11 protein-coding genes are annotated in these 13,699 nt (G+C 58.7%); 5 read left to right on the top strand and 6 right to left on the bottom strand.

Features of this window, described 5'->3' with window-relative positions; translation table 11 throughout:
• Nucleotides 1-22: 22 nt before the first annotated feature.
• From ccoG to AAF739_04015, 5 genes are read left to right on the top strand one after another with little or no spacing between them, the layout of a single operon-like run.
• Entirely contained in the window at nt 23-1,486 is a 1,464-nt protein-coding gene (gene ccoG, locus AAF739_03995) for a cytochrome c oxidase accessory protein CcoG (GenBank protein MEM6381812.1), read from the top strand.
• A complete protein-coding gene (locus tag AAF739_04000) occupies nt 1,483-2,031 on the top strand; it encodes a FixH family protein (protein ID MEM6381813.1) in 549 nt (182 codons plus the stop codon). The genes ccoG and AAF739_04000 overlap by 4 nt, the downstream gene beginning before the upstream one ends.
• Before the next feature lie 39 nt (nt 2,032-2,070).
• Nucleotides 2,071-4,371 (top strand): heavy metal translocating P-type ATPase, encoded by a 2,301-nt coding sequence (locus AAF739_04005; GenBank protein MEM6381814.1) that lies wholly within the window; start codon nt 2,071-2,073, stop codon nt 4,369-4,371.
• The gene (ccoS, locus tag AAF739_04010) at nt 4,371-4,556 is read left to right on the top strand and encodes a cbb3-type cytochrome oxidase assembly protein CcoS (GenBank protein ID MEM6381815.1); all 186 of its coding nucleotides are present in this window, start codon (nt 4,371-4,373) and stop codon (nt 4,554-4,556) included. The genes AAF739_04005 and ccoS overlap by 1 nt, the downstream gene beginning before the upstream one ends.
• Complete coding sequence (locus AAF739_04015) at nt 4,553-5,152, top strand: hypothetical protein (protein ID MEM6381816.1); 600 nt, start codon at nt 4,553-4,555, stop codon at nt 5,150-5,152. The genes ccoS and AAF739_04015 overlap by 4 nt, the downstream gene beginning before the upstream one ends.
• 68 nt (nt 5,153-5,220) lie before the next feature.
• Here the strand turns inward: AAF739_04015 and AAF739_04020 are convergent, their stop codons facing one another.
• The 6 genes from AAF739_04020 to AAF739_04045 all read right to left on the bottom strand — a co-directional run bounded on the left by AAF739_04020 (nt 5,221) and on the right by AAF739_04045 (nt 13,686).
• Nucleotides 5,221-7,296 (bottom strand): exonuclease domain-containing protein, encoded by a 2,076-nt coding sequence (locus AAF739_04020; protein MEM6381817.1) that lies wholly within the window; start codon nt 7,294-7,296, stop codon nt 5,221-5,223.
• Nucleotides 7,297-7,484: 188 nt separating this feature from the next.
• Entirely contained in the window at nt 7,485-8,051 is a 567-nt protein-coding gene (locus AAF739_04025) for a hypothetical protein (GenBank protein MEM6381818.1), read from the bottom strand.
• A 109-nt stretch (nt 8,052-8,160) separates the two neighbouring features.
• Complete coding sequence (locus AAF739_04030; GenBank protein ID MEM6381819.1) at nt 8,161-10,011, bottom strand: DUF294 nucleotidyltransferase-like domain-containing protein; 1,851 nt, start codon at nt 10,009-10,011, stop codon at nt 8,161-8,163.
• Between the two features lie 212 nt (nt 10,012-10,223).
• Nucleotides 10,224-11,999, bottom strand: coding sequence for a sodium:solute symporter family protein (locus tag AAF739_04035; GenBank protein MEM6381820.1), 1,776 nt, complete (start codon nt 11,997-11,999; stop codon nt 10,224-10,226).
• A gap of 16 nt (nt 12,000-12,015) precedes the next feature.
• The gene (locus tag AAF739_04040; protein MEM6381821.1) at nt 12,016-12,276 is read right to left on the bottom strand and encodes a DUF4212 domain-containing protein; all 261 of its coding nucleotides are present in this window, start codon (nt 12,274-12,276) and stop codon (nt 12,016-12,018) included.
• A 405-nt stretch (nt 12,277-12,681) separates the two neighbouring features.
• Entirely contained in the window at nt 12,682-13,686 is a 1,005-nt protein-coding gene (locus AAF739_04045; GenBank protein ID MEM6381822.1) for a TIGR03842 family LLM class F420-dependent oxidoreductase, read from the bottom strand.
• Nucleotides 13,687-13,699: the final 13 nt, after the last annotated feature.

Genomic DNA, 13,699 nt, shown 5'->3' on the forward strand with positions numbered 1-13,699 from the left:
GCAGCGAGAGTGAGCGCCCTAAATGTCGGTCGTCGGCTACCAGGCAGATGAGTTTCCCGGTGTAAAGAAAGTCTTCCAGAAGTCGGTCAGCGGCCGGTTTCGGACGATCAAATCGGCTGTGCTGCTTGCGATGTTCATCGGGTTCTATGGCCTAGCATGGCTGCCGTGGGATCGGGCGGGTGCAACACCGAACCAGGCCTTCTTGATGTCCTTCAGCGAGGGCAAGTTCTACGCTGGCCCGCTGACCTTCTGGCCACAAGACTTGTTCTTGCTCACGCTGGTCCTGCTTTTCTCGTCGTTTGCGCTGTTCTTCACCAACACGATCGTTGGCCGCGTCTGGTGCGGCTTCTCGTGCCCACAGACCTTGTGGACCGACGCATTCCAGATGGTGGAGCGTCTATTCGAAGGCGACCGGAACGAGCAAATCAAGCGCGCTAAGGAAGGCAACACCCCTGACAACATCGCGCGTAAAATCGCAAAGCACTTTGTTTGGTTTCTGATCGCTTACGTCACCGGGCTCACGCTGATCGGCTACTTTGCCGGAACCGCACACACCTTTATCGGGGTGACGACGCTGTCTGCGTCCACGACAGTCTGTGTCATGGTGCTGGTCTTCACCGCGCTGACCTACCTTCTGGCCGGGCACGCTCGCGAAAAGGTGTGCCTTTATATGTGTCCATGGCCACGGTTTCAGTCGGCCATGCTCGATCCCGATACGAAGATCGTCACCTATCACGCCTGGCGTGGGGAGCCGCGGGGCAAAGCTAAAAAGAAAGCTGCTGGCGGCGAGGTTGGCGACTGCGTTGATTGCTCTCTGTGCGTGAACGTCTGCCCGACCGGCGTCGACATCCGAAACGGTTTGCAGCTTGGCTGTATCGGTTGTGGGCTTTGCGCGGACGCCTGCGATAGCATCATGACAAAGCTGCAGCGGCCCACCGGTCTGATCAATTTTGCCAGTCTGGCGCAAACCCATGATGAGGCCCATCTCACGGCACCCTTGCAAAATGCGGGCGGCAAGCAGCGCAAAACCACCAAGGTTCGCTTCTACGGCTACGGTGTCATGCTTTCGCTTGTCGCTGCGGCGATGGTGTTCACCATCGTGACCCGCACGGGCTTCGATGTTGCCGTGACACCAGAGCGTAACCCGCCCTTCGTGACGCTTTCTGACGGGTCAATCCGCAACATCTACAACATTCGGCTGTCCGACCGCGGCGATGACGTCCCTTCTGTCCTGTTCACGGTTGAGGGCGTCAACAATCCCATCATCACCATCTCACATGCAGGGTCGACCCTCGCCGAAGCGGAAACACCGACGATCGACTTCACCAGTTTTACCGCCGCCGCACTGCGCGTTCTGATCACCGTCCCAGCGCAGGATCGACCAAGCGGACAAGAGCCAATCATGATCCGCTTATCGAATGCCCAGACTGGCGAAGTGATGACCGAAGCAAGCACCTATTTCTGGGGACCGGAGAACCGACCATGAGCATGCAAGACGCGGTACAGCCAACTGCGCGTCGCTCCCGCGGCGTAGGCTTTCGATTGTTCGGCGAGCACCGATGGGTACCTTGGCTGTTCGTTCTGTTCTTCATCGCCATCTTTGCGGTCCTGGGCAATTTCGTACGCCTCGCAGTCGGCACGTTCACTGGCCTTGTAACAACGAACGCCTATGAGCGCGGTCTTGCCTATGACGACCTGCTGGAGGCCGAGCGCCTTCAAGCCGAGCGGGGCTGGACCATGGACCTCGCATTACCGGAACTTTCTGGGCCGAACCAAACGGCAGCCGTCACCTTGCACGATCGCAACGGTGAGCCCCTTTCAGGCGGAGCCGTGGTGATGATGGCCGAGCGCATGACGCGGTACGCGCAGCAGGTTCGCCTCAACCTGCACGATGCCGGCAATGGCGTTTACGAAGCCGAGGCCAACTTCCCAATCTCAGGTCGATGGATGGTCAGCATTCTCGCAGATATCGATGGACAGCGGCACTTCGAAACGACGGAAATTTTCCTGATCACGCAAGGCGTGGAGTGAGACCGCGAACCGAGTATGGCTGTCACCGATACTGGCCAAATGAGACATACTATCGAGCGCCCCGCTCCGGCGGCTGGCGCCGATGTGGCAGGCTCCTGTGAAATGCAGCCCGACGGCAGCTGGCAGCTTCATTTGCTGGTCAGCGACGTCACCTGCGGCGGGTGTGTCCGTAAGGTGGAGGAAGCGCTGGCTGCTGAGCCGAACGTTCTATCGGCGCGGGTGAACCTCTCAACACGCCGCCTTGCGCTAAACTGGCAAGGGAGCGCGGATCTCGCAAACGCCTACGTTCAGCGGCTTTCGGGCCTTGGGTATCCGGCGAGTGTCTATCGCACCGAAGCTCTGCTGGAGAAGGATAAGTCAGTCGAGAAAAGGTTGGTGATGGCGCTTGCCGTCGCCTTCTTTGGCGCGGCGAACGTTATGATGCTTGCATGGGCGGTCTGGGCCGGACACTTCGCGACGATGGGTCAGGGAACCCGCGATTTCTTTCATTGGATCGCTGCGCTTATTGCCGTTCCATGCATCTACTATTCCGGCCAGCCCTTTTTCAGCTCCGCATGGCGGGCCATGTCCAAACGTCAGACGAACATGGATGTGCCAATTTCCGTCGGCGTCGTACTGACCACCGCGATGAGCATCTACGAGACAATGACCAGCGGCCCGCATGTCTATTTCGATGGGGTCTTGATGCTGCTGTTCCTGCTCCTGGTTGGCCGTTATCTCGACCACAAGGTACGCGGAACGGCACGGTCTGCGGTCCACGACCTTGCCATGCTCGCCGGGCAGCCGGTTAATCGGATCGAAGCCGACGGAACGCTGCGGTCGGTTCCGCCCGAAAAGCTTGCGCGGGGCGATCTGGTGCATATCGCTGCTGGCGAGCGAATTGGCGTCGATGGTGAAATCACCGAAGGACAGTCAAGCGTCGACACGGCGCTGATCGACGGCGAAACCACGCCCAAGGACCTTGCGGTTGGCGCCCCTGTCCTCGCTGGGACGATGAACCTTACAGGCCCGCTTGTCGCAAAGGTCAAGAGCGTTGGCGAAGCGACAGTTCTTGCAGAAATCGTCAGGCTTCTGGAAGCCGCCGAGCAGAAGAAGGGGCGCTACCGCGCGTTTGCGGATAAAGTTATCGAATGGTACTCGCCCACAGTTCACACGCTCGCGCTGGCCGCGTTCCTGGGCTGGTGGCTACTCGGCGGCCTTGATGTTCCCGAAGCTCTCATGATCGCCGTTTGCGTTCTTATTATCACCTGCCCATGTGCACTTGGCCTGGCTGTTCCCATCACGCAGGTCGTCGCCGCAGGCAAACTCAGCCGCCTCGGCGTTCTCGTCAAATCCGATACGGCGTTAGAACGCCTCGCCAACATCAATGCAGTGATCTTCGATAAAACCGGAACGTTGACCACGCTTCAGCCGGAGCTGGTCCAACGCCCAAATGACGACACAGCGGTTCGGCTGGCTTCATCCATGGCAGCGGCAAGCCGGCATCCCTTGTCGCAGGCTATCGGGTCGCTGATGCCCGACGCTCGGCGCGCTAAACAGGTCGAAGAGCATCCAGGAGAGGGTTTAGCGATGCCCGTCGAAGGCGGCGAGGCACGGCTGGGGTCTGCACGTTGGTGTGGCCTCGACGCTGACGCACTTGAGCCGTCTGCCACGTCCACCAGTCAAAGCGGCCTCGAAACGGAGGTCTGGCTAACGCGGCCCGATCATGAACCGGTGCGCTTCGCTTTTGCCCCGGTGCTGCGACCCGACGCGCTGGAAACCGTAAAGGACCTTCAGGCCCACAATATCTATGTTGAAATCGTATCGGGCGATCGCGGGCCATTCGTGGAAGCCATTGCAGATCAGCTTGGCATCGAGCACTGGCAGGCGCAAAGCACGCCAGCGGACAAGATCACCCGCATCGAAGCGCTGCAAACCCAAGGCTACAAGGTCCTTATGGTTGGCGACGGTCTCAACGACACCCCTGCCCTCGCTGCAGCAGACGCATCCCTCGCGCCAGCCATGGCAGCGGATATTTCCAGACGCGCGGCGGACCTGGTCTTTCAAGGAGCGTCATTGGGGGTCTTACCGACGATGCTCTCGATCGCCGCCAGGACACAACGGATCGTTGGGCAAAATATAGCGTTCGCGATCGCCTATAACCTCATTTTGATACCCGTGGCTGTGGCGGGCCTCGTCACACCATGGATCGCGGCGATAGCCATGGCGCTCAGCTCGCTGATTGTAACGGGCAATGCGTTGCGTCTTGACGGTCTCAACCCCTTCCAGGCGATTGCAACGCGTGCAAATCCACAGGCAGCTATCAACCTTTCAAGGCCGATCCCGGCGGGGCAGCGGTAATGGACGTCCTCCTGTTCCTCATCCCGTTCGCACTCCTTTTGTCCGCCGTCGGGCTGATTGGCTTTTTTTGGGCGTTAAAAAACGGCCAGTTTGATGATCTTCAAGGCGCGGCCGAGCGCATCCTGTACACAGACGATCACCCAGAACACGCAGAACCCAATTTGGATAGGGAACGGGAACCATGAGCACCAAAAGCACGAAGCCCAAAAAAGGCGGATCAACCCTTGGCGGTTTGATCGTCCTGTTGATCAACGTCGTCGGTTTCGGCGGGATCGGCTACGCCGTTGGTGGCGTCGCCGGGGCGATCTGGGTAACGTTGGTTGGTTTGGTGCTTTTCGCTCTGCTTTTCGCCTGGCCAACAATTACGACCGGCGCTGAACAAACGGGCATCGGCAAACTCGTTGTCGCGCCAATCGCCCTGATTGCCAGCTTCGCGCTTTTTATCCCTGCAATGCTTGTAAGTTTGCTGCGCAAAGCAGCTGCCAAACGCGACGAGCGGTTGGGCATTGAGCCGTCAGCCGACCCCGCCCCAGTCGATGAAGCACCCAAGAAGAGCTTTTTCCGCGGGCGCTGGACCGACGCCACCACACTTTCCATGTTCCTCGTCAACGCCGTCATCGCACTCATCATTGCGGTCATCGTTTTCGGGCCGATGGCTGCAACGTTCTTCGCCGTCTTCGCGACGCCGATCTTCATCACGGCGCTCTTCTTCATCGGCTTGAATGGGGCAAACCCCACCCTTGCCCAGCCGGGTGAGAACGACGATATCGTCGAAGCCTGAGACCTTCCGGGCACGCGCCAGAGATCACCGCAAAGCGAGAGTAGCGATTAAAGAAGCGAGAGCGGCGATTAAAACTGCTCTTGCATCCGCCTCAATCCGACCTGGCGGTTCGAGGCGGCCAGTGCGTCGCCAAGTGTTCGGACGCCTTTGGTCTCCAGGATCGGTAAAAGCTTCAGGAACACCTCACCGGTGGCAAGCGCATCGCCAAGGGCGGTGTGCCGGTCCTCATCGGACAAGGTGATACCGAAGCGCTCAGAAAGCCCGTCCAGCGATAGCGACCCGTCGCGTCCAAGCGCGTGGGCGGCGAGAAGCAATGTGTCCAGAACGGGCTGCTCAAAACGTTTGCCCAAGGCCTGTTCCTTCATTGAAAGGAACTTCATATCGAACGCCGCATTATGAGCGATCAAAGCAGCCCTACCCACATATCGGTGAAACCTCGGCAGCGTCTCCACAGGCGACGGCGCGTCCGCAACCATCGCATCGGTTATGCCGTGAATCTTCGTCGAAGCGGCTGGGATCGAACGGCCTGGATTAACGAACTCATTGAAAATCTCCCCACGCAGGAGACGGCCGTTCACGATGCGGGCCGCGCCAACCGAGATGATTTCATCGCCTTTTGACGGCTCAAGACCGGTTGTTTCAAGGTCGAACACCACACACGTCAACGCAGTCAGCGGCGTCTGATCAAGTTCGGCCGCATGCGGGCGATTGAGAAGGTCAAAGTCATAGAACTCTGCGCGCGCCTGCGCCGGCATGTAGGAACGTTCGGTGCGTTCATAGCGCTCCGCAGCCAACCGCAACGGCATACGCAAACGCGACACACGATCATTGATCGCAGCCACTGAAACATCCGTGCGATGCCGGTGCAGGATATCTTGCCCGGTCACTGCACCAAGGTCCGGCTCAAGCGGTTCATCCAACCATTCCGCGAGCAAGTCTTGCTCGATCGGCGGGGCGGCAAACATCAGGTCGATATAGCCCTCGCCATCTTGTGCAATGGTTGCGATCAGTCGGAAGTAATCGAGACCGCAATGCACCGAGAGGCGATTACCGAGCCGATCCAGTAAATCGGAGATCGCGGCGCTGTCACAGTGAAGCCAGACGGGATCGCCTTCAACATCGAACGTCAGACCCCGTTCCTCGGAATTGCGTTCCTGAACGCACTCGAACAGCGTGTGCGAAAAAACAGCACTCATCGGCCACGCACTGCCCAAAACATCGAGCAGGAGGGTGTCGAGGCGATCAAGCTCCTCTGCCATGTCGCGGATTTCGGCCGCCATGACGTCGGCGTCGTTGTGGCCGGTCAGCGCCTCGAAACGCCGTTTAAGATCGTCGTGTAGATCGAAAAGCGAGCGCTCGCGCCAAAGCGCCTGTGAAAGCGAATTGGTAACCTCATCAAAGGTCACCACGTAGCCAACGGGATCCGTTCCGGCATCATCAAGCATGAGCGACATACGCCCCTTGATGATCGTTCGCCCATCCACCGTCCCGGCCATCATCAAAACGGATAGACCGTCCTCGTGCTCCGCGTGCCGGCCATGCCGCAACCGACCCTTCAAACGGGTCAGGGCGTGCCGAAACGTTCGCGGAGCCAGTACTTCAAACAGCGGTCGATCAAGACCAACGCCTTCGGGGATCTTCAGCAGCTGGATCGCACGCCGATTGTACAGCAAAACCTGGTGATCAAGCGTGCAGATCAGGACACCGTCATGCAGGTCTCGCAAAACCGTCTCCAGCCGCGTTTTCGCATGCGTTTCGCGCGATCCCCGCTCGTCGGCCTCGGGAGCCTGCCAACCCTTTTCAAGGAGTGCTGACGCTTCACGAACCAGCGTTTGCAGCTGCCCAGGTTGTTGCACTCCCGCAAGGGCTACGGGCCCCGCGTCCGGCACCGAGCGAATGGCCTGCTCAACCCGTTGGATCGGCGCCAGCAAGCCGTGCTCGATTTTCGCCCTCATCGCAAAAGCGGCGATGATCGCGGCTGCACACACCAGCCCAGCGACCGGCAACAGAGCGCCGGCAAGCCCGCCTGGCGAGCCGGCCACCATGATGACAACAAGCAAACTGAGCGTGGCTGCGCACAACACCAGTGTGGGCAGTACGAAACGAAGCGCTCCAGACGGTCGTGAGCCACCTGCATTGGCCATTGTGACATCTCCCGGCATTGCGTGGCCAAAGGCCGACGCAGCGTGACCGACGCCTTACCGTGTGGCGGCGCTTTTGCGGTCAACGTCCCTATGGTCTTACCGATCCCGGATCGGCGCTTTGATTCTAGCCAATCTGCAGACAATTTTGCTCTTAGCCATCCGCCTAAGCTGGACTGACCGGGTGCACTCTACCCCTGCGCCGTGGGGGCCGCTTGCTCATCCGCAGCGGGAAGCCCAAGGCGGCCACACACAGCGTTGACAACCGGGCTGTCCTCACCCGGGTTCATCCAAGCATCACTGGGTGGCATCCCGCGTGCATCAAGGCCAAAATCCTCGCCTGTGCGGGTACGTTCTCCGGTCTCGCAATTGATGAACATCTCTGCGAGAAGCGTGCCGCTCAAACGCTCTGCAAGATAGACGACCACAAGAACCACATTTTCAATTTCAGGGTTGGTCAGCGCCGAACTGTGGTCGACGGCGACCAGCCGGTTGATCCGAGGTCTGAAATACGTCCACGGCTGGTAAGGAGCCTGCGTTGTAAAGGTCTGGACAACCTCCACCTCTGGGGGAAGCTTTGACGTGGTCTCACCGTACCATGCGTACTCGACATGGATGGTCAGAGCGATCATGCCGACACCAGCCGCCGCAGGAAATGTCCACCGCGGCACGTTGAGACGAAAGAGCTTGGATATCGCCAGCAGCAAGGCGGCAAGGCCGATGCCGCCTGCGATTGCTCCGATGTATCCTAGAAACATACCATCTCTCTTTAACAAGGCCCTGACGGGCCGCTGTCTTAGCGCGGCGATGAACCGTGCGCTAGCCGCCCAAAAGGCAACGCCGGGCCAGCATCTTGCCCAATGCTAGCTAGCCTGCGCTCCGCCCATGCCCCAGAGCCGACTGCAAGTTCTTAATGACGTTGAACGCGTCCTTGAGGTGATTGCGCTCGAACGCCGACAAACGGGACGGAGCAAGGAAGTTATCAGGCTTTCGGCCCTCATTGATCTGCCTCGCCTGGTGGCGAAGTCGCATCGAAGAGATCAGGTCGAGCGCAGCAATAAGGTCGCTGCCGCCACTGTCCGAAACCGTTCCAGCCTTCTGGGCCGCCATGAGCCTTTCGCGCGTATTTACCGCTTCGATTGCGCCTTCAAGCGCGTACATGCGCGCCAAATCGACAATCGGGACAACGCCATTGAGTTTCAGGTCTAACGTGTCCTTGTGTTCGCCCGATCGAATGAGCGCGAAGCCCCGAAAAAGGCTCAACGGCGGCGTATGCTTTAACGAATTGGCCGCCATGTGTGCGCGGAAAATCGAATTGGATTTTGCCAGATCAAGTGTCCGCTTCTGCAGGCCATCGAACAGGGAAAATTGCCCGGCGATCGGGCGGAGATCGAACATGACCGACGCGAGCATTTGCGCCATGGGGTCGGGCTTTTTCACCCACTTTTCGAAGTAGCTCCTCCAGACTGACACCGGTTGGCGCCATTGATCGTTCGTGGCCATCATGTCGCCAGGGCAATAAAAATAGCCGGCCACATCAAGCCCGTCCGAAACGAACTGTGCGAGTTGCTTGAAATACGCGTCATCGGTAGCCGGATTGAACGCATCATCGAGAACCAGACAATTATCCTGATCGGAGATACCGGTTTGCTCGCGCCGTCCTTGGCTGCCGCAGGCGAGCCAAAGATAGGGAACAGGTGGCGGGCCCAGCTTATCTTCCGCAAGGTCCAGCAAGCGGACGGTCAGCGCGTCTGTAATCGAGGTGATGACATGCCCAACCTCATGTGGCCTGACGCCTGAACCGACCAGTTGCGCCAACAGGGCGGGCACCTGATCAATGATGTGCGCCAGGTCTTCAGGGTGTGATTTTCGGCGAATGTCGCCGATCATGTAAATCGCGGACACCTGCTGCCGCCTCACCAAATTGGTCCGGGTGATGATCCCGACAGGCTTGCCATCCTCCACGATCGGAAGGTGGCCAATGCCTTTTGAGCTCATGGCGAGCATGGCATCGAAACCCGAAGCACTCGCGTCGAAAGAGAGCGGGTCCGCCGTCATGATCGATGCGACGGGTGCGTCTGCATCACCACCGGTCGCCACGATGCGGCCGGTTATGTCGCCCGTCGTCAACAGGCCGACCAATGCGCCATCATCGACAACCAGCACGCACGAAATATGCTTGTCCGACATAATGGCAGCGGCGTCCCGAACCGCCATGTCGCTGCTGACCGAGATCGGGTTTCTGGTCATGAGTTCGGCGAGCGGTACCCCGACCAGGCTGGCGTCCGAGGCTTTATTTGTAGCATCGCTGGGCGTGAAACGTTTGAAGAAGGAGTTGAACGCGGACTCGGTTTCAACAAGCAACTCAAACGTTTTCATTGGAAGGCGGTAGACGACCGTATCGGTATCTCCATCGTCTGCCTTCGCTCGCGCAGCCTGGTTGGCAACGCCGTCATTGAACAGGGCGCGCGATCCAAAGCTGTCGCCAACATGCACCTGAGAGATCAGGTCGCCATCAGCGGACAACAACTCAACTTGCCCACGCGCGACGATCCGCAAGCCGTCGACGTCCTGGCCGTAGCCATAGACCATCGCCCCGTCGGCGTAGGCCTCGACATCAAGGTTCGCGAGCAGATCGGCTGCCGCTTTCTCGGACAAACTGTCGAACGGGTGATGCTGGCGGACAAACTGGGCTGCGCTCTGGCGGGCTGCTTCCATCAAGGCTCTCCGAAAACAGACAAGGTGTTGGGGGGAAGCGCCAACCGTGCGGTTCGGGCAGCGCGAATGCGGCTGCACCATGACCTTGACGCAGCCCAAGACCAAGGGGGGCAAACCCGTATCGTGCGGCTGGCAGAGGCAAAAAACGTGACGCCCTCACCAAAAAAAACGGGCCCACAAGGGGCCCGTTCCGTTTTTGAATTGCGGCGGTCTTAGTGATCGACAGCCATTCCAGCGCCACGCGGAATACGCACCGATTCCACGAGATCCTGGATCTCTTTCGGAGGCGCCGCTGTGGCGTTGGAGACCAGATAAGCGGCACCAAAGTTGAACAATGCACCGATCGGGCCGAAGTGGGTGGGCGGAATACCGAACAGGTACTGCGAGGAGTCCAGCATGTTCGTACCGGGCAGGAAGAATATCCCGAGGTAGAGGAACAGGTAGGCACAGGTCGAAATCAGACCTGCAAGCATCCCCGCAATCGCCCCTTGCGAATTCATCCGCTTGGAGAAGATGCCCATCATCAGCGTCGGGAACAGCGTTGCCGCTGCCAGACCGAACGCCAGCGCCACAACCTGGGCTGCAAAGCCCGGAGGGTTGAGACCCAGATAGACAGCCACACAGATCGCCACCGCCATCGATATACGAGCGGCCAACAGTTCGCCCTTCTCTGAAATGTTCGGGTTGAACACCGATTTGATCAGATCGTGCGAGATGGCCGACGAGATGGCGAGCAGCAGACCGGCAGCCGTAGATAGCGCGGCTGCGATACCACCAGCGGCGATCAACGCGATCACCCAGCCTGGCAACTGTGCGATTTCCGGGTTGGCAAGCACGAGAATGTCACGGTTGAAGGTGACCAGCTCGTTGCCTTCCCAGCCTCGCTCGGTTGCGAGCGCCTGCAGGTCGGGGTTGGAGTCGTTGTAGTACTGAATCCGACCGTCACCGTTTTTGTCTTCGACGCCCAGAAGGCCTGTGACCTGCCAGGTTTCGAACCAATCGGGCAGCTCGTCGACCGCAACCGCTTCACCCTCAATACCTGCCGGCCACATGGTGGTGGTGATGTTGAGGCGCGCCATCGCACCCACAGCCGGGGCGGTGAGGTACAAAAGAGCGATGAACACCAGTGCCCAGCCAGCTGACCAACGTGCGTCGGCAACCTTTGGGACGGTGAAGAAGCGGATAATCACGTGCGGCAGACCCGCCGTACCGATCATCAGCGACAAGGTGTACAGCGCCATGAGCCATGGATTGGTCGTCGCGGTGTATTCCCTGAACCCAAGATCGGTGAGTAGCCCATCGAGCGTAATCAACAGATGTTGCCCAGCGCCCTGATTACCTTCGGTGATCGTTGAGAACAGACCAAGACCCGGAATCGGGTTACCGGTCAGGTTCAACGAGATGAAGATCGCCGGAACGGTATAGGCCGTGATAAGCACCACGTACTGCGCCACCTGCGTGTAGGTGATGCCCTTCATGCCGCCAAGAACGGCGTACACGAAGACCACGAAACCCGCAGTGAACAGGCCAGCGGTGATATCGATCTCAAGGAAACGCGAGAAGGCAATGCCCGCACCACGCATCTGACCGATAACGTACGTCACCGAGATCACGATGAGACAGATGACAGCCACAACGCGCGCGGCGTTGGAATAGTAGCGGTCACCAACGAACTCAGGCACCGTGAACTTGCCGAACTTGCGCAGATAAGGTGCAAGCAGCATGGCCATCAGCACGTAGCCGCCGGTCCATCCCATCAGGAACAAAGAGTTGTTGTAGCCAACGAAGGCAATCAGACCCGCCATCGAGATGAATGAAGCGGCAGACATCCAGTCAGCGGCCGTTGCCATCCCGTTGACGACAGGGTTCACACCCCGGCCAGCAGCATAAAACTCGCTGGTGGATGCGGCCTTCGCCCAGATGGCGATACCGAAGTAGAGCGCGAACGATGCGCCCACCACGATAAAGTTGAGAGTTGTTTGATCCATACCAGAGCTCCCCGGACTATTCTTCGTCCACGCCGTGCTCACGGTCGATCGCGTTCATGCGGATAGCATAAAAGAAGATCAGAACCAGGAACACGAGGATGGAGCCCTGCTGGGCGAACCAGAAACCAAGATCGGTGCCGCCGACGGCGATACCGGAAACCAGTGGGCGCAGCAGGATGGCAAAGCCAAACGAGCACAGCGCCCAAATAATCAGACAGAGCCAGATCAGGCGAACATTCGCCTTCCAGTAGCCCTGATCGTCAGAATTGTCAGACAAGTTGCGTCCTCCCAAAAAACACTTTTCAGCTCTCGGATCGCAACACGAAAAGTGATTTGCCAGCGCCCTCGCGCAACGATGCGAAGACAGCCCCACCGGTCGGCAGGGATCCAAAGCCTGCCGGAAGCTATCGGAAGGGTTGAGATTCTTGAAGCGTGTACATACGGACTACCCCCTAGACTTGTGGGTAATAAACCAAGGGCATAATCATACGTATTTTTGAATATAAGTAATTGAAATATATATATTTTTAGGGACTTCTAATGCATAAATTATTGTGCAGCGCACCATCGAATGTGCACTGCACATAGACAGAGTCGGCCTCGTTTCCAGCACCCATCGAGCCCCGAACAGACCAACAGTGAAAGCTACCGATGCAACTCCCGTGATGCCTTCAACGAGTGGTTAGCCTTGCATCGCCGGAATGACATGATCACCATATGTCTCGATGATTTCTGCCTCCCGACCGTTGTCGAGATAGATGTTGAACTGGGTCACACCGACCGCCTCAAGCTCCTTGAGTTTGGCGACATGATCGTCGGGCGTGCCAAGCACGGCAAAGCCATCGACAATCTCGTCGGTGATGAAGTCGAGGTAGGGATTATCGCTCTGGCCGTGCTTGGAATAGTCGTAACCGCGTCGCTTCTCGATGTAGCTCGTCAGGCTCTGAGGAACGAGGTCGGTATCGGCGCCGTACTTCTCGACAATATCAGCGACATGGTTGCCAACCATTGCGGGGAACCACTTGGTTGCCTCGCGACACTCGTCCATCGAACCAAAATAGGCCGGCGCTGCCGACATCACCCGATAGCCTGACATATCGCGTCCCGCTTCCTTACCGGCAGCGACCGCCTGATCGGTGAGCCATTTGCAAATGCCCGGCTCGGCAATCTGCAAGATGAGCCCTTGGCCAACCTTGCCCGCTGACGCCAAAGCCATCGGCCCATAGGCCGCGATCCAGGCTGGCAGCTCGTAACCGGTCGCCCACGGGAACTGGATCGGCGCTGGCACATCGCCATAAGTGACCTCTTCACCACGGATCATCGCCTGAACCTTGAGTACGAATTCCTCAAGTGTCGCCAGCTTCGCGGGCTTCTTGCCCATGACGCGGACCGCGCTGTCGCCGCGGCCCACACCGATATCGAACCGCCCACCTGACTGTTTGGCCAGCGAACCGAACATGGACGCTGCCAAGGACCAGTCGCGCGTATTGGGGTTGGTGACGCACGGGCCGAACCGGATGGTTTTGGTGTGCTCCATGAGCATCGCCATTGCCATGTAGCTCTCGCGCCACAGGATGTGGCTGTCGTAGAACCAGCAGTAACTGAAGCCGCAGTCCTCAGCGAGACGCACCAGTGCTTTCGCGCGGTCCGGCTCAACGACGCCTTTGAATGTAATCCCGAATTCCATGTGTGCACCCTCC

This window comes from Pseudomonadota bacterium, assembly GCA_039024915.1.
Lineage (GTDB): Bacteria > Pseudomonadota > Alphaproteobacteria > Rhizobiales > MH13 > MH13.

Excerpts from the sequence above, each read along its gene's own strand:
- ccoG (MEM6381812.1), top strand. The coding sequence starts at position 23 with ATGTCGGTCGTCGGCTACCAGGCAGATGAGTTTCCCGGTGTAAAGAAA.
- AAF739_04000 (MEM6381813.1), top strand. The coding sequence starts at position 1,483 with ATGAGCATGCAAGACGCGGTACAGCCAACTGCGCGTCGCTCCCGCGGC.
- AAF739_04005 (MEM6381814.1), top strand. The coding sequence starts at position 2,071 with ATGAGACATACTATCGAGCGCCCCGCTCCGGCGGCTGGCGCCGATGTG.
- ccoS (MEM6381815.1), top strand. The coding sequence starts at position 4,371 with ATGGACGTCCTCCTGTTCCTCATCCCGTTCGCACTCCTTTTGTCCGCC.
- AAF739_04015 (MEM6381816.1), top strand. The coding sequence starts at position 4,553 with ATGAGCACCAAAAGCACGAAGCCCAAAAAAGGCGGATCAACCCTTGGC.
- AAF739_04020 (MEM6381817.1), bottom strand. The coding sequence starts at position 7,296 with ATGGCCAATGCAGGTGGCTCACGACCGTCTGGAGCGCTTCGTTTCGTA.
- AAF739_04025 (MEM6381818.1), bottom strand. The coding sequence starts at position 8,051 with ATGTTTCTAGGATACATCGGAGCAATCGCAGGCGGCATCGGCCTTGCC.
- AAF739_04030 (MEM6381819.1), bottom strand. The coding sequence starts at position 10,011 with ATGGAAGCAGCCCGCCAGAGCGCAGCCCAGTTTGTCCGCCAGCATCAC.
- AAF739_04035 (MEM6381820.1), bottom strand. The coding sequence starts at position 11,999 with ATGGATCAAACAACTCTCAACTTTATCGTGGTGGGCGCATCGTTCGCG.
- AAF739_04045 (MEM6381822.1), bottom strand. The coding sequence starts at position 13,686 with ATGGAATTCGGGATTACATTCAAAGGCGTCGTTGAGCCGGACCGCGCG.